We start from the raw sequence: 16,240 nt of genomic DNA on the forward strand, positions 1-16,240 counted from the left end.
ATGGCTTTCGAAGCAATGTTCCAGCCGATCCAGATCGGCAAACTGACCATCCGCAACCGCGTGCTCAGCACCGCGCACGCCGAGGTCTATGCCACCGACGGCGGCATGACCACCGACCGGTACGTCAAGTATTACGAAGAGAAAGCCAAGGGCGGGATCGGCCTGGCGATTTGCGGTGGTTCGTCGGTGGTGGCCATCGACAGTCCGCAGGAATGGTGGAGCTCGGTGAACCTGTCCACTGACCGCATCATCCCGCACTTCCAGAATCTTGCGGACGCCATGCACAAGCACGGCGCCAAGATCATGATTCAGATTACCCACATGGGGCGTCGCTCGCGTTGGGACGGCTTCAACTGGCCGACCCTGATGTCGCCGTCGGGCATCCGTGAACCGGTGCACCGCGCCACCTGCAAAACCATCGAGCCGGAAGAAATCTGGCGGGTGATCGGCAACTACGCTCAGGCCGCGCGTCGCGCCAAGGCCGGTGGCCTGGACGGTGTTGAGCTGTCCGCCGTGCACCAGCACATGATCGACCAGTTCTGGAGTCCGCGGGTCAACAAGCGTACCGACGAATGGGGCGGCACCTTTGAAGGCCGGATGAAGTTCGGTCTGGAAGTACTCAAGGCTGTGCGGGCTGAAGTGGGCCCGGATTTCTGTGTCGGCATCCGCCTGTGCGGTGACGAATTCCATCCGGACGGCCTGTCCCATGAGGACATGAAGCAGATCGCCAAGTACTACGACGACACCGGCATGCTCGACTTCATCGGCGTGGTGGGGTCGGGTTGCGACACCCATAACACCCTGGCCAACGTTATCCCGAACATGAGTTATCCACCGGAGCCGTTCCTGCATTTGGCCGCCGGTATCAAAGAAGTGGTGAAGGCACCGGTACTGCACGCGCAGAACATCAAGGACCCGAACCAGGCGACGCGCATTCTGGAAGGCGGTTACGTCGACATGGTCGGCATGACCCGTGCCCACATCGCCGACCCGCACCTGATCGCCAAGATCAAAATGGGCCAGATTGACCAGATCAAACAATGCGTCGGCGCCAACTACTGCATCGACCGTCAGTACCAGGGTCTGGACGTGCTGTGCATCCAGAACGCCGCGACTTCCCGTGAATACATGGGCGTGCCGCACATCATCGAGAAATCGACCGGTGTGAAACGCAAAGTGGTGATCGTCGGTGCCGGTCCTGCCGGGATGGAAGCTGCTCGCGTGTCCGCCGAACGTGGCCACGATGTGACTCTGTTCGAGAAAAAAGAATTCATTGGCGGGCAGATCACTACGGCCTCGAAAGCGCCGCAACGGGACCAGATCGCCGGTATCACGCGCTGGTTCCAGCTGGAACTGGCGCGCTTGAAAGTCGACCTGCGCCTGGGCGTGGCGGCCGATGCGGCGACCATTCTCGACCTGCGTCCGGACGTGGTGGTGCTCGCCGTTGGCGGTCATCCGTTCCTGGAGCAGAACGAGCACTGGGGCGCGGCTGAAGGCCTGGTCGTCAGCAGCTGGGACATCCTCGATGGCAAGGTAGCGCCGGGCAAGAATGTGCTGGTCTACGACACCATTTGCGAGTTCACCGGGATGTCCACGGCGGACTTCCTCGCCGACAAGGGCAGTCAGGTCGAAATCGTCACCGACGACATCAAGCCAGGCGTGGCGATTGGCGGTACCTCGTTCCCGACGTACTACCGCAGCATGTACCCCAAAGAAGTGATCATGACCGGGGACATGATGCTGGAGAAGGTCTACCGCGAAGGCGACAAACTGGTCGCGGTGCTGGAAAACGAATACACCGGCGCCAAAGAGGAGCGGGTGGTGGACCAGGTGGTCGTCGAAAACGGCGTGCGCCCGGACGAAGAAATCTACTACGCCATGAAGGAAGGCTCGCGTAACAAAGGCCAGATGGACGTCGAAGCCTTGTTCGCGATCAAGCCGCAACCTTCGCTGAGCCAGGCGGGTGACGGCTACTTGCTGTTCCGCATCGGCGACTGCGTGGCGCAGCGCAACACCCACGCGGCGATCTACGACGCCCTGCGGTTGTGCAAGGATTTCTAAGAGCTTGTGGATAACCCTTGTAGGAGCGAGCTTGCTCGCGATGAATTTGAAGGCGACGCGTTTTTCCTGACCGCACGCGTCATCGTTTATCTCCATCGCGAGCAAGCTCGCTCCTACACAGGGAATCGGGCAAGGCATCCAGCTAGTTAAGCCTGCAAGACCCTGCGGTCTTTGGGAGCTCCACATGTTGAACACCCTTCTTCCAATCCTGTTGTTCGCTGCCCTGGGCCTTGCGGTTCTGGGCGCGTTGCGGCGGGCGGCAATGTGGCGCCAGGGTCGTGCCTCGAAGGTCGACCTGATCGGCGGCCTCTTCGCCATGCCCAAGCGCTACATGGTCGACTTGCACCACGTCGTCGCGCGGGACAAATACATTGCCAACACCCACGTCGCCACGGCCGGTGGTGCGGTGGCGTCCATCGTGCTGGCGATTCTGGTTCACGGTTTCGGACTGCATAACCGTTTCCTCGGTTATGCCCTGTTGCTGATGACGGCAGTGATGTTCGTCGGTGCGATCTTTGTGTACCTGCGTCGGCGCAACCCACCCGCCCGTTTGTCCAAAGGCCCGTGGATGCGCCTGCCGAAAAGCCTGTTGGCCTTCTCCGCATCGTTCTTCCTGGTGACCCTGCCGGTGGCGGGCATCCTTCCGGAAAACTTCGGTGGGTGGCTGTTGGCCGTCATTCTTGGCATCGGTGTGCTGTGGGGCGTCTCGGAGTTGTTCTTCGGCATGACGTGGGGCGGCCCAATGAAGCACGCCTTCGCCGGTGCGCTGCACCTGGCCTGGCACCGTCGCGCCGAACGCTTTAACGGAGGACGCTCCACCGGTTTGAAACCGTTGGATCTGAACGACCCGACCGCGCCGCTGGGCGTGGAAAAGCCCAAGGATTTCACCTGGAACCAACTGCTCGGTTTCGACGCCTGCGTGCAGTGCGGTAAGTGTGAGGCGGCGTGCCCGGCATTCGCCGCCGGCCAGCCGCTGAACCCGAAAAAACTGATTCAGGACATGGTGGTCGGCCTGGCGGGCGGCACCGATGCCAAGTTCGCCGGCAGCCCGTATCCGGGCAAAGCCATCGGTGAGCATGCCGGCAATCCGCATCAACCGATCGTCAACGGCCTGGTAGACGCGGAGACACTGTGGTCGTGCACCACGTGCCGCGCTTGCGTCGAGGAGTGCCCGATGATGATCGAGCACGTCGACGCCATCGTCGACATGCGCCGCCATCTGACCCTGGAAAAAGGCGCGACCCCGAACAAGGGCGCCGAAGTCCTGGAAAACCTGATCGCCACCGACAACCCTGGCGGCTTCGCCCCGGGCGGTCGGATGAACTGGGCGGCGGATTTGAACCTGAATCTGCTCAGTGACAAGAAATCCGTCGACGTGCTGTTCTGGGTCGGCGACGGTGCCTTCGACATGCGCAACCAACGCACCTTGCGCGCCTTCGTCAAAGTGCTGAAAGCGGCCAAGGTCGACTTTGCCGTGCTGGGCCTCGAAGAGCGCGACAGCGGTGACGTGGCCCGCCGTCTGGGCGATGAAGCGACATTCCAGCTGTTGGCCAAACGCAACATCCAGACCTTGGCCAAGTACAGCTTCAATCGCATCGTCACCTGCGACCCGCACAGCTTCCACGTGCTGAAAAACGAGTACGGCGCCTTCGATGGCAACTACCTCGTGCAGCACCACAGCACCTACATGGCGGAAATCATCGGCGCTGGCGCGCTCAACCTCGGTCAGCACAAAGGCAGCAGCGTGACGTATCACGATCCGTGCTACCTGGGCCGCTACAACGGCGAATACGAGGCGCCGCGTGAAGTGCTCCGTGCCCTGGGTATCGAGATCAAGGAAATGCAACGCTCCGGTTTCCGCTCGCGCTGCTGCGGCGGCGGCGGCGGTGCCCCAATCACCGACATTCCGGGCAAGCAACGGATTCCCGACATGCGCATGGAAGACATCCGCGAAACCGGCGCCGAGCTGGTGGCCGTGGGTTGTCCACAGTGCACAGCGATGCTTGAAGGCGTGGTCGAACCCCGGCCGCTGATCAAGGACATCGCCGAACTGGTGGCGGACGCGTTGCTCGAAGACGCGGCCCCAAGCAAGCCGAGCACACCGGCCCAACGTGAACCTGCGGAGGCTCACTGATGAGCGACATTATCCGCCGCGACCCTCGCGCCGAATGGATTGCCCGTAACCGCTTGCACCCGCTGCACGCGGCCATGCAACCGGCGCAACACAGCTGGATGGGCCCGAACGGCCTCATCCGCAAGAACGTGCATGGCCTCGGTTTTATCGGCCCTAACGGTATCAAACGGATTGACCGCAGCGGCGCTCAACAGGGCGGGGCGACCAAACGCTCGGCCACCGTTGAAGTGCAATTGCCACTGCATCAAGTGCCGCAACCCGCGTTCTACATCAGCGTGGTGCCGGACATGGTCGGCGGCCGTTTGAGCAGCCACGACCGCGACTTGCTGGGCCTGGCGCATCAACTGGCCGGCAAGGAAGGCGCGGTATTGGCTGTGGTCTTCGGCGAACACAAAGAGAATGCCTTTGCCACGGCGGGCGTCGATCGCCTGTTGGTACTGGCGGGCGAAGAATTCAGCGGTTATGCACCGGAACAACGGGTCCAGGGCCTGCGGGCTGTGGATAACCAGTTCAGCCCCCGTCACTGGCTGCTGCCGGACAGCCGCAGCGGTGGCGGCGAACTCGGTCGGCGCTTTGCCGCCGCACTGGGTGAGCGCCCGGCCACGCGGGTCTGGCAGGTCAAGGATCAGGAATGCATCGGCCGCGCCGGTGCCGGCCTGCAGGACCTTGCACGCCCGGTAGCGCGATTGATTCTGGCGGCTGCCGAATGCGCCGAACCGGTCAGCGAAACCCGTCACGAAGCGTTGCCGGTGGAGTTATCCACAGCCGTGGCTCGCAGTCTGTCGCGCATCGAGGATCTGGGCGCTGTGGCAGTGGACCCGGCGGCGATTCCAATGGCCGAAGCCGAGTTCATCTTCTCCGGCGGCAATGGCGTCAAGGACTGGGGACTGTTCCACAGGACGGCCGAAGCGTTGGGCGCCACCGAAGGCGCCTCCCGCGTGGCGGTGGACGATGGCTTCATGGCGCGCGACCGTCAGGTCGGTGCGTCCGGCACCTGGGTCACCGCGCGGGTTTATGTGGCGGTGGGTATTTCCGGGGCGATCCAGCACCTGCAAGGCATCGGTGCCTGCGACAAGGTGGTGGCCATCAACCTGGATCCTGGCTGCGACATGATCAAACGGGCCGACCTGTCGGTGATTGGCGAGAGCGCCGAGATTCTTCAAGCCTTGATCGATGCGGTAGCGGCTTACCGCGACGACGCCAAGCGCGATGCGGCTTAAGGGAAGGAAAGGGTTATGAGCACGAAAATCATCAGCCTGGTGTCCATCGGTGCCCACCCGACCTCCGGCCGGGCACGTCGCGCCGAGCAAGATGCACGGGCCGTGGAGCTGGGCTTGCAACTGGCTGGGGATAAGTTGCAAGTGCTGCATGCCGGCGATGTCGCGGAACCGGCATTGCGCGCGTATCTGGGCATGGGCCTGGACCAGTTGCATGTGCTGGAACAACCCGCAGGCGCCGATGCGCTGCCGGCGTTGACCGCGTATTTGCGTGACGCCGGGGCTCAGGTCGTGCTGACCGGTAGCCAGGCGGAAACCGGCGAAGGCTCGGGCATGCTGCCGTTCCTGCTGGCGGAAAGCCTCGGCTGGCCGCTGGTGGTGGGGTTGGCCCAGGTCGAGTCCATCGACGGCAGTTCGGCCCTGGTGCTGCAAGCCTTGCCACGTGGTCAGCGGCGTCGCTTGAAGGTTCGCCTGCCGTTTCTGGCGACTGTGGATAACGCCGCGCCCAATCCTCGGCAAAGCGCCTACGGCCCGGCCCGGCGCGGGGTATTGCAGGCTGACGACGTGGAGGTCGTCGACGATGAATTGCTCGCGGTGGCGACCCTGCAACCGGCCAAGCCACGGCCCAAACGCTTGAAGGTGATCAAAGCCAAGAGCGGCGCGGACCGGATGAAAGCTGCAACGGCCAAGGCCAGTGGCGGTGGCGGCCAAGTGCTCAAAGGTGTGACGGCACAAGCGGGAGCTGAAGCGATTCTCAAGTTGTTGATTGAAGAAGGCGTGGTTCGCTAACGCTTTTTGTAGGAGCTGCCGCAGGCTGCGATCTTTTGATCTTGTTTTCAAAAGTCAAAGTCAAAAGATCGCAGCCTGCGGCAGCTCCTACATAAATCTGAAAGCGAGGCTGCATTCGCGAGCAGGTTCGCTCCCACAAGGAAAAATAATGGCAGTTGAATTTCGTTTGGCCCTGCGCGCCGATGCGCGGGAGATTGCGCGTTTGTTTCAGATTTCATCAGAGGGCGCTGCGGATTACATCTGGAGCCAACTGGCTCAGCCCGGTCAGGACCTGTTGGACGTAGGCGCCAGTCGTTACGCCCGTGAGGGCGTCGATTTTTCCTATCAGAACTGCGTGATAGCGCAGGCAGAAGGGAAGGTCATTGGAATGATGCACAGCTACGTGATGCGTTACGATCCACAGGCGGCTCCCGTCACCGATCCAGTCCTGGCGCCGTACGCCACGATGGAAATCCCCGACACGCTTTATATTTCGAGCCTGGCGTTGCATGAGGGCTGGCGCAATCAGGGCCTGGGCCAACAATTCCTCGCCTACGCTTACGACCGTGCCAACCAGTTGGGACTCAACGGCTTGAGCCTGATCGACTATGCAGCTAATACCGGCGCCTGCCGGTTTTATCAACGGCATGGCTTCCGTATCGTCGATACCTGCCAGATCACGCCGCATCCGATGATTCGGGTGACGGGTGAAGCCTATTTGATGTATCGGCCGTAAGGCATAAGCAATTCCCTGTGGGATCGCCGCACCGCCGCTCCCACAGTTGTTATGAATTTACCCACAATCCCTGTTAGCGCTTCTGTGGATAACATGTTCGCCCTTCGCTGCACCCCCTGCAAACCAAGCCCTGCAAGCCTTCGTATAAAAAACAACCAGCCTAACACTCGGTTTTTTCGAGCTTTTTCCAGAGGATAAGTTTTCTGGGGCGCCCATACTTGCCCCCAATCTCTGTTGGCGCTTCTGTGGATAAGATGTTTGCTGTCCGCTGCAGGCCATATAAACCGGGGCTGTCAGGTTTGTGGTTGAAAAATGACCAAAGAGCCGTTTTAACCGGATAAATCTTGTGTAAGCCTTGATTTATCGCGGCTTGAGGTGGTTTTCCACAGAACCACCGAAGTTGCCCCCAAAGTCTGTTGGCGCTTCTGTGGATAAGGTGTTCGCCATCCTCTGCAGCCCACGCAAACCGTGCCTTACAAGCTATCGATCAAAAAACAGCCAATCGCCGTTAAAAACCCTGGTTCTGGATAAGTCACGGATTTTCTTCAGTTTCTGTGGAGAAATTTTTCAGCAAAACCACACTTGTCCCCATTAGCTGTGGGTGGAGGTGTGGATAACTTGTTTGCTGAAGGCTGGAAGCCACGTTGCGTATAGGCCTGAACGGAATAGATCATATTTCGTACAGTTCTAAAACGAGCAAGCCCCTGTAGGAGCGAGCTTGCTCGCGATGGTCGTTAACGATAACGCGTCAAGTCTGATACCCCGCGGCGCTCTGGGGTTTTTCGCGAGCAAGCTCGCTCCTACAGGGGGAGTTAACCCTGAACCGGAACGCCTTTCAGGTACGGCGCAGGCTCGGCACCGAGGTTGTTCAGCAGGCGCTCGCTGTACCAATCCACGAAATTCACCACACCAAACTCATAGGTCTTGGAGTAAGGCCCTGGCTGGTACGCAGTGGAGTTGATGCCGCGCTGATTCTCTTCGGCCAGGCGACGGTCCTCGTTGTTGGTTTCGTCCCACACCTTGCGCATGCGGTCGACGTCGTAATCCACGCCTTCGACCGCGTCCTTGTGCACGATCCACTTGGTGGAGACCATGGTTTCCTGCGCGCTGATCGGCCACACGGTGAACACAATGATGTGATCGCCCATGCAGTGGTTCCACGAGTGCGGCAGGTGCAGGATGCGCATTGAGCCCAGGTCCGGGTTCTGGATCCGGCCCATGAGTTTCTTGCAGGCTTGCTTGCCGTCCAGGGTCATCGACACGGTGCCCTTGAGCAGCGGCATGCGCACGATGCGGTTACGCAGGCCGAAGCTGGCGTGCGCGTATGGAATCTTCTCGGCTTCCCAGGCAGCGGCAGAGGCGGCCACGTGGTCCTTGAACGCCTGGTCGGCGCGTGGGTCGGTAACGTCGTCCCATTCCAGCAGGGTTTTCAGCAGTGCCGGGTGCGACGCGTTGCAGTGGTAGCACTCGCGGTTGTTTTCCAGCACCAGTTTCCAGTTGGCCTGTTCCACCAAGGTGGTTTGCACCGCCACCTTGGTGTTTTCCATGTCGTACGGTTCCATGTAATGGCTCAGCGTCGACAGGAAGTCATCAATGGCCGGCGGGTTCTCCGACAGGCTGATGAAGATGTACCCACCGGCGGTCTTCACGTTGACCGGTTTGAGGCCGTACTCCTTCATGTCGAAGTCGGCGCCCATTTCGGTGCCGGCGAACAGCAGGCGACCGTCCAGTTCGTACGTCCACTGGTGGTAGTGGCAAACCAGTTTGGCGACTTTGCCTTTTTCACTGGTGCACAGCCGCGAACCGCGATGGCGGCAGACGTTGTGGAACGCATGCACCACGCCGTCGGCGCCGCGAATCACGATGATCGGGTTCTTGCCGACTTGCAGGGTCAGGTAGTTGCCCTTGGTCGGGATCTCGCAGGTCATGCCGGCGATCAACCACTCTTTCTGGAAGATTTCCTGCATGTCGATATCAAACAGCCGCTCGTCAGAGTAAAACGGCTGCGGCAGCGAGAAAGTACGCTCGCGCTCTTGCAGCATCTGCGCGGTGGCCTTGCGTGCGGGTTCCAGTGGATCGCCCAGGCTCAGGGTAGTGGTGACGTCCATCGTTTAATCCTCAAGGCCATCTGCGTGGCCGGCGAAAGTGGCTGATCAGGGTTGCTACGCAAGGTGTAAAGGTTGTGTCTTGGTATGAGGCGAGTGTGGGGCCGACGCTGACCAGAACCTTATCCATGGGCGACATGGCCCAATCTGATCCCGACGCGCAACCCCCGGTAGTTGCGGGCTGGTCGCGATAAGTATGTGAATGTCGCAGATAGGTAAATGGGTGATCTGCGCTATACGCAGAATCGCCATCATAAGGCCGACCATCGGCGGTGGAGAACAGCATGTCCAACAGCTTCCTGAATCCGGTAACCACCCAGACCTGGGCCAATGGTCGACACATTGTCCGTTGCGTCAAAGTCATCCAGGAAACCTGGGATGTGCGCACCTTCTGCTTTATGGCCGATCAGCCGATCCTGTTCTTTTTCAAGCCGGGGCAGTTTGTCACCCTGGAGCTGGAAATCGAAGGCGTGCCGATTATGCGTTCCTACACGATCTCCAGCTCTCCGTCGGTGCCCTACAGCTTTTCGGTGACGATCAAGCGCGTCCCGGGCGGCAAGGTCTCCAACTGGCTGCACGACACGCTGCATGAAGGCCAGGAGCTGGCGGTGCACGGGCCGGTCGGGCTGTTTAACGCGATGGATTTCACGGCGCCGAAGGTTCTGTACCTCAGCGGCGGTGTCGGCATCACGCCCGTCATGTCGATGGCTCGCTGGTTCTACGACACCAACGGCAATGTCGACATGGTGTTTATCCACAGCGCCCGTTCGCCCAAAGACATCATTTACCACCGTGAGCTGGAACACATGGCGTCGCGGATCGATAACTTCAGCCTGCACCTGATTTGCGAGAAACATGGTCTGGGCGAACCTTGGGCCGGTTATCGCGGTTACCTTAACCACAAGATGCTGGAGTTGATGGCGCCTGATTTCCTTGAGCGTGAGGTGTTCTGCTGCGGTCCGACGCCGTACATGAACGCGGTGAAACGCATGCTCGAGACCGCTGGTTTCGACATGTCGCGTTATCACGAGGAGTCTTTCGGTGCTACACCTCCGGAAGCCCGTGCCGATGCGGTGGAACAAGCAGAAATTGCCGCAGACGCCCCGGAAATCGATCTGGCGGATCTGCATCAGGTGGAATTCACCGCGTCCGGCAAGAGCATTCGTGTGGCACCCGGTGAAACCGTGCATGCGGCGGCGGCCAAGCTGGGCCTGCTGATTCCGAAAGCGTGCGGGATGGGGATTTGCGGGACGTGCAAGGTGATGAAGCTGGGTGGCGAGGTCGAGATGGAGCACAACGGCGGAATTACCGAGGAAGACGAAGCAGAAGGTTTCATTCTTTCTTGCTGCAGCGTGCCGAAGGGCGACGTGCGGATCGAGTTCTAATCGGTATCTACGCATCCTTGATGGCTGCTGAGTAACCCCTGTAGGAGCTGCCGCAGGCTGCGATCTTTTGACTTTGCTTCTTAAGGCAAGATCAAAAGATCGCAGCCTCCGGCAGCTCCTACAGTGGTCGTGTCACTTAGTCGACAAACAGATCCGGCATCAGCGGGTCGGTGGTGTCCGGCGTGAAACGGTACGGTTCAAAATCCGTCACGCCGTGTTCACCCAGAATCTCTTCATCAATCAGCAACCGCCCGGTAATACTGCGGCCGCTGCTGTCCAGAATGACGTGGGCGGCATCCGCCATGATCGCCGGCGTGCGCGCATGCTTGAACGACTCGCGTGAACCCAGCTGAAATTCAATGGCGGCGGTGGCGATCATCGTCTGTGGCCACAACGAATTGACACTGATGCCGTAGTTCTTGAATTCCTCGCTCATGCCCAGGGTCAGCATGCTCATGCCGTATTTAGTCACGGTGTAAGGGCTGTACTGCGCGAACCATTTTGTCGCCAGATTCAGCGGTGGGGAAATGCTGAGGATATGGCCGCTGCTTTTCTTCAGATAAGGCAACGCTGCCTGGCTGCACAGCAACACGGCGCGGGTGTTGATCTGGTGCATCAGGTCGAAGCGTTTGAGTTCGAGGTGTTGAACACCGGTTAACTTGATCGCGCCGGCATTGTTGATCAGCGCATCAATGCCGCCGAAATGTTCGTTGGCCTGGGCCAATGCTTCACGTACCGCCATTTCATCGCGCACATCCACCTGCAACGCCAGTGCCTTGCCGCCCGTGTCTTCGACTTCTTTCGCCACGCTGAAAATCGTGCCCGGTAACTTGGGATGCGGCTTGGCACTTTTGGCCGCAATCACAATGTTGGCCCCATCCTGCGCGGCCCGTATCGCGATCTCGCGCCCAATGCCACGGCTGGCGCCAGTGATGAATAGGGTTTTGCCTTTCAATGACATGCGTACGCTCCTGATTATTGTTATCTGAAAGGAGGCTCGACAAACAATGTAGACCAAGTCTTTCAGGACGAACGATCAGGGGAGGGCGCGCGGCCCCTGTAGGAGCTGCCGCAGGCTGCGATCTTTTGATCTTAAAAATTAAAATCAAAAGATCGCAGCCTGCGGCAGCTCCTACAGGTGGGGATTAGCGGGACATTACTTCGCGAATATCCGCCGCCAATTCACGTACTCGCTCTTCTTCGGTGTCCCACGAGCACATGAAGCGTGCGCCGCCGTTGCCGATAAAGGTGTAGAAGCGCCAGCTCTTGGCGGTCAGTGCGGCGATGGCCGGTTCCGACAGTTGCAGGAACACGCCGTTGGCCTGCACCGGGAACATCAGCTCCACGCCGGGAATGTCGCTCACCAGCTCCGCGAGCAACTGCGCGCAGCGGTTGGCGTGGCGGGCGTATTTGAGCCAGGCGTCGTTTTCCAGAATCCCGACCCACGGCGCCGACAGGAAGCGCATCTTTGACGCCAGCTGACCGGCCTGTTTGCAGCGATAGTCGAAGTCTTCGGCCAGTTTGTGGTTGAAGAACAGAATCGCCTCACCCACGGCCATGCCGTTTTTCGTGCCGCCGAAGCACAACACGTCGACGCCAGCCTTCCAGGTCAGGTCCGCCGGGGAGCAGCCGAGGAATGCGCAGGCGTTGGAGAAACGCGCACCGTCCATGTGCAGGTTCAGGCCCAGCTCTTTGCACGTAGCGCTGATGGCGCGGATTTCTTCCGGGGTGTAGACGCTGCCGACTTCAGTGGCTTGGGTCAGGGTCACGACGCGCGGTTTCGGGTAGTGAATGTCCTGACGCTTGAGGGCGACTTCGCGGATCGATTCCGGGGTCAGCTTGCCGTTTTCGGTGCGGGCGACGAGCAACTTGGAACCGTTGGAGAAAAATTCCGGTGCGCCGCATTCGTCGGTTTCGACGTGGGCGGTTTCCGAGCAGATCACGCTGTGGTAACTCTGGCACAGCGACGACAGGGCCAGGGAGTTGGCGGCAGTGCCGTTGAAGGCGAAGAATACTTCGCAGTCGGTTTCGAACAGTTTGCGGAAATCGTCGGACGCGCGGGCGGTCCATTCGTCGTCGCCATAAGCGCGTTGGTGGCCGTGGTTGGCCTGTTCCATGGCCGCCCAGGCTTCAGGGCAGATACCGGAATAGTTGTCGCTGGCGAATTGTTGGCTCTTATCGGTCATGGCCCTGCTTTCCGTAATCGAGACGCCTATGGTGAAGCGTCCCGTGGTCAATGATGGTGCGCACTTTACCGAAGATCATCCGGGGAGCACACGCGATGTGTCTGACAGAAAAATACAAAGACGACGGGCAATTATGCACGTGACTCAACGGGACGGTGCACTGGATCTGCTCAAGTGGCTGGCATTGTTGAGCATGGTGCTCGATCACCTGCGATATATTGGTTATTCCATTGATCTGCTGTATGTGCCCGGCAGGCTGGCGTTTCCCTGGTTCTGTCTGGCGATGGCGGCGAACCTGGCGCGGGCCCGCGCAGCCGTGCCCGACGAGCCGTGGCGCTATCTGGGCTGGCTGTTGCTGTTCAGCGCCGTCAGCGAAATCCCTTACCGGATGTTCATTCTTGAGCACGACACCTTAAATGTGCTGCCCACGTTGGCGATGGGGCTGCTGGTGGCGCGCGGCTGGCAGCACAAGACGCTGCAGTCGCGACTGCTGGCGATCGGCGCTCTAACGTTGGCGGCGCTGTTCTCGGAACGACTGATGTTCGGCTTCTTTGGTGTTTTGTTGCCGCTGGCGATGCTGCTGGTGATCAACCGCCCTTGGTATTTCGGCCTGTTGCCAGGGGTGATCTGCCTGGCGGCCAATCAATGGCACGTGTTGATTTACGCCGCCAGGCTCGGCAACAGTTCCGCCGTCCCCGGCATCGCCGCGTGCCTGATCGCGCCACTGCTTGGACTGTTGCTATTGCGACACGCCCGAGGCATCCAGCCACCACCCATGCGCCGCTGGGCGTATGCGCTCTATCCCGTGCATTTCCTCGCTCTGTTGGCATTACGTCAGGTTCTCGCGTGACCCCCTGTAGGAGCTGCCGCAGGCTGCGATCTTTTGATCTTCAAAACAGCAAAATCAAAAGATCGCAGCCTGCGGCAGCTCCTACAAGTGCGTGTCAAACCGTGTGAAAGCGGGCTATGTCGTAAACGCACCTTTGCGTGGCGTCCATAGGCATTTGACCTGTCTGCGCCGGTCATACCATCGCATCAAAGGGCACGACCGCAAGGTACGTGCCTCACCGAGACGAAAGGCGCACCGCCGCCGCTGGGAGAGACGCGATGTTCAGCAAGCAAGACCAGATCCAGGGTTACGACGATGCACTGCTGGCGGCGATGAATGCCGAGGAGCAACGCCAGGAAGATCACATCGAGCTGATCGCGTCAGAGAACTACACCAGCAAACGCGTCATGGAAGCGCAAGGCAGTGGCCTGACCAACAAGTACGCCGAAGGCTATCCGGGCAAGCGCTACTACGGTGGCTGCGAGCACGTCGACAAGGTTGAAGCCCTGGCCATCGAGCGCGCCAAGCAACTGTTCGGTGCTGACTACGCCAACGTGCAACCGCACTCCGGCAGCCAGGCCAACGCCGCTGTTTACCTGGCGCTGCTGAATGCTGGCGACACCGTGCTGGGCATGAGCCTGGCCCACGGCGGTCACCTGACCCACGGCGCCAAAGTCAGCTTCTCCGGCAAACTCTACAACGCTGTTCAGTACGGCATCGACACCACCACCGGCCTGATCGATTACGACGAAGTCGAGCGTCTGGCGGTCGAGCACAAGCCGAAAATGATCATCGCCGGGTTCTCCGCTTACTCCAAGACCCTGGACTTTCCGCGCTTCCGTCAGATCGCTGACAAGGTTGGCGCGTACTTCTTCGTCGACATGGCGCACGTGGCCGGTCTGGTCGCTGCCGGCCTGTACCCGAACCCGCTGCCATACGCCGACGTGGTCACGACCACCACCCACAAAACCCTGCGCGGTCCACGTGGTGGCCTGATCCTGGCCAAGGCCAACGAAGAGTTGGAAAAGAAATTCAACGCGGCGGTGTTCCCCGGCGGCCAGGGCGGCCCGCTGATGCACGTGATCGCCGGTAAAGCGGTGTGCTTCAAGGAAGCGCTGGAGCCTGGTTTCAAGGCTTACCAACAACAAGTGATCGACAACGCCCAGGCCATGGCCGGCGTATTTATCAAACGCGGCTACGATGTAGTGTCCGGCGGTACCGATAACCACCTGTTCCTGGTCAGCCTGATCCGTCAGGGCCTTACCGGCAAAGAGGCGGATGCAGCACTCGGTCGCGCCCACATCACCGTGAACAAGAATGCTGTCCCGAACGATCCACAGTCGCCGTTCGTGACCTCCGGCCTGCGTATCGGCACCCCGGCGGTCACCACGCGCGGCTTCAAGGTGACCCAGTGCGTCACGCTGGCCGGCTGGATCTGCGACATCCTCGACAACCTCGGCGACGCCGATGTCGAGGCCAATGTCGCCGAGCAGGTTTCGGCCCTGTGCGCGGACTTCCCGGTTTATCGCTGAGCGCGGTTTTGGAGTAAATGACTATGCAACGCTACTCGGGCTTCGGCCTCTTCAAACACTCCCTCAGCCATCACGAAAACTGGCAGAAGATGTGGCGCACGCCGACCCCGAAAAAGGTCTATGACGTGGTCATCGTCGGCGGTGGCGGGCATGGTCTGGCGACCGCCTACTACCTGGCCAAAGAGCACGGCATCACCAACGTGGCCGTGGTCGAAAAGGGCTGGCTGGGCGGCGGTAACACCGCGCGCAACACCACCATCGTTCGCTCCAACTACCTGTGGGACGAGTCGGCGCACCTGTACGAACACGCGATGAAACTGTGGGAAGGCCTGTCCCAGGACCTGAACTACAACGTGATGTTCTCCCAGCGCGGCGTTTACAACCTGTGCCACACCCTGCAGGACATTCGTGATTCCGAGCGTCGGGTCAGCGCCAACCGCCTCAACGGCGTGGACGGCGAACTGCTCGATGCCAAACAAGTGGCCGACGAGATTCCGTACCTCGACTGCTCTAAGAACACCCGTTACCCGGTGATGGGCGCAACCGTCCAGCGCCGCGGCGGCGTGGCACGTCACGATGCCGTGGCGTGGGGTTTTGCCCGTGCCGCTGACGCCTTGGGCGTGGACCTGATCCAGCAGACCGAAGTGATCGGCTTCCGCAAGGAAAACGGTGTGTGCATCGGTGTTGAAACCAATAAAGGCTTCATCGGCGCCAAGCGCGTCGGTGTAGTGACCGCCGGTAACTCCGGGCACATGGCCAAGCTCGCCGGTTTCCGTCTGCCGATCGAATCCCACCCGCTGCAAGCGCTGGTGTCTGAGCCGATCAAGCCGATTATCGACAGCGTGATCATGTCCAACGCCGTACACGGTTACATCAGCCAGTCCGACAAGGGCGACCTGGTGATCGGCGCCGGTATCGACGGCTACAACGGCTACGGCCAGCGGGGTTCGTACCCAGTGATCGAGCACACCATTCAAGCCATCGTCGAGATGTTCCCGGTGTTGTCCCGCGTACGCATGAACCGTCAGTGGGGCGGCATCGTCGACACCACGCCAGATGCGTGCCCGATCATCTCGAAAACCCCGGTACCGAACATGTTCTTCAACTGCGGTTGGGGCACCGGTGGCTTCAAGGCAACACCTGGCTCGGGCAACGTCTTTGCCGCGAGCCTGGCCAAGGGTGAAATGCACCCATTGGCCGCACCTTTCTCCATCGACCGTTTCCACAACGGTGCGTTGATCGATGAACACGGCGCTGCTGCGGTTGCCCACTAACAGGAGAAATCCC

The 16,240-nt window shown here is 60.2% G+C and carries 12 protein-coding genes; 9 read left to right on the forward strand and 3 right to left on the reverse strand.

Translation table 11 applies throughout. The features are described 5' to 3' along the window. From dgcA to JFU37_RS14640, 5 genes are all read left to right on the forward strand, one after another. Nucleotides 1-2,061, forward strand: coding sequence for a dimethylglycine demethylation protein DgcA (gene dgcA / locus JFU37_RS14620; RefSeq protein ID WP_201115943.1), 2,061 nt, complete (start codon nucleotides 1-3; stop codon nucleotides 2,059-2,061). Nucleotides 2,062-2,245: 184 nt separating this feature from the next. After that, nucleotides 2,246-4,195: a dimethylglycine demethylation protein DgcB gene (gene dgcB / locus JFU37_RS14625; protein ID WP_201115944.1), complete on the forward strand. Its 1,950-nt coding sequence runs from the start codon at nucleotides 2,246-2,248 to the stop codon at nucleotides 4,193-4,195. After that, nucleotides 4,195-5,415 (forward strand): electron transfer flavoprotein subunit alpha, encoded by a 1,221-nt coding sequence (etfA, locus tag JFU37_RS14630; RefSeq protein ID WP_201115945.1) that lies wholly within the window; start codon nucleotides 4,195-4,197, stop codon nucleotides 5,413-5,415. Before dgcB ends, etfA begins: the two co-directional genes overlap by 1 nt. Before the next feature lie 15 nt (nucleotides 5,416-5,430). Then, nucleotides 5,431-6,201 (forward strand): electron transfer flavoprotein subunit beta, encoded by a 771-nt coding sequence (gene etfB / locus JFU37_RS14635; protein WP_201115946.1) that lies wholly within the window; start codon nucleotides 5,431-5,433, stop codon nucleotides 6,199-6,201. A 148-nt stretch (nucleotides 6,202-6,349) separates the two neighbouring features. Continuing rightward, nucleotides 6,350-6,916 (forward strand): GNAT family N-acetyltransferase, encoded by a 567-nt coding sequence (locus tag JFU37_RS14640; RefSeq protein WP_201115947.1) that lies wholly within the window; start codon nucleotides 6,350-6,352, stop codon nucleotides 6,914-6,916. A gap of 812 nt (nucleotides 6,917-7,728) precedes the next feature. Here JFU37_RS14640 and gbcA read toward each other — a convergent pair. Next, nucleotides 7,729-9,024, reverse strand: a complete 1,296-nt coding sequence (gene gbcA, locus JFU37_RS14645; protein ID WP_201115948.1) for a glycine-betaine demethylase subunit GbcA — start codon at nucleotides 9,022-9,024, stop codon at nucleotides 7,729-7,731. Between the two features lie 281 nt (nucleotides 9,025-9,305). Between gbcA and gbcB the strand changes: the two genes are divergently transcribed. Next, nucleotides 9,306-10,406, forward strand: a complete 1,101-nt coding sequence (gene gbcB, locus JFU37_RS14650) for a glycine-betaine demethylase subunit GbcB (protein ID WP_201115949.1) — start codon at nucleotides 9,306-9,308, stop codon at nucleotides 10,404-10,406. Nucleotides 10,407-10,542: 136 nt separating this feature from the next. Here gbcB and JFU37_RS14655 read toward each other — a convergent pair whose 3' ends face one another. Together JFU37_RS14655 and JFU37_RS14660 are read right to left on the reverse strand one after the other, a co-directional pair. Next, nucleotides 10,543-11,367 (reverse strand): SDR family oxidoreductase, encoded by an 825-nt coding sequence (locus JFU37_RS14655; protein WP_201115950.1) that lies wholly within the window; start codon nucleotides 11,365-11,367, stop codon nucleotides 10,543-10,545. Between the two features lie 184 nt (nucleotides 11,368-11,551). Then, nucleotides 11,552-12,592 (reverse strand): threonine aldolase family protein, encoded by a 1,041-nt coding sequence (locus JFU37_RS14660; protein ID WP_201115951.1) that lies wholly within the window; start codon nucleotides 12,590-12,592, stop codon nucleotides 11,552-11,554. Between the two features lie 133 nt (nucleotides 12,593-12,725). Between JFU37_RS14660 and JFU37_RS14665 the strand changes: the two genes are divergently transcribed. The 3 genes from JFU37_RS14665 to JFU37_RS14675 all read left to right on the forward strand — a co-directional run bounded on the left by JFU37_RS14665 (nucleotide 12,726) and on the right by JFU37_RS14675 (nucleotide 16,227). Next, nucleotides 12,726-13,442, forward strand: coding sequence for a TraX family protein (locus tag JFU37_RS14665; protein ID WP_201115952.1), 717 nt, complete (start codon nucleotides 12,726-12,728; stop codon nucleotides 13,440-13,442). A gap of 257 nt (nucleotides 13,443-13,699) precedes the next feature. Continuing rightward, entirely contained in the window at nucleotides 13,700-14,953 is a 1,254-nt protein-coding gene (gene glyA, locus JFU37_RS14670; protein WP_201115953.1) for a serine hydroxymethyltransferase, read from the forward strand. A 23-nt stretch (nucleotides 14,954-14,976) separates the two neighbouring features. Further along, a complete protein-coding gene (locus tag JFU37_RS14675) occupies nucleotides 14,977-16,227 on the forward strand; it encodes a sarcosine oxidase subunit beta (RefSeq protein ID WP_007947735.1) in 1,251 nt (416 codons plus the stop codon). Nucleotides 16,228-16,240 lie beyond the last annotated feature (13 nt).

The sequence above is a fragment of the Pseudomonas sp. TH41 genome (assembly GCF_016650695.1).
Classification (GTDB): Bacteria; Pseudomonadota; Gammaproteobacteria; order Pseudomonadales; family Pseudomonadaceae; genus Aquipseudomonas.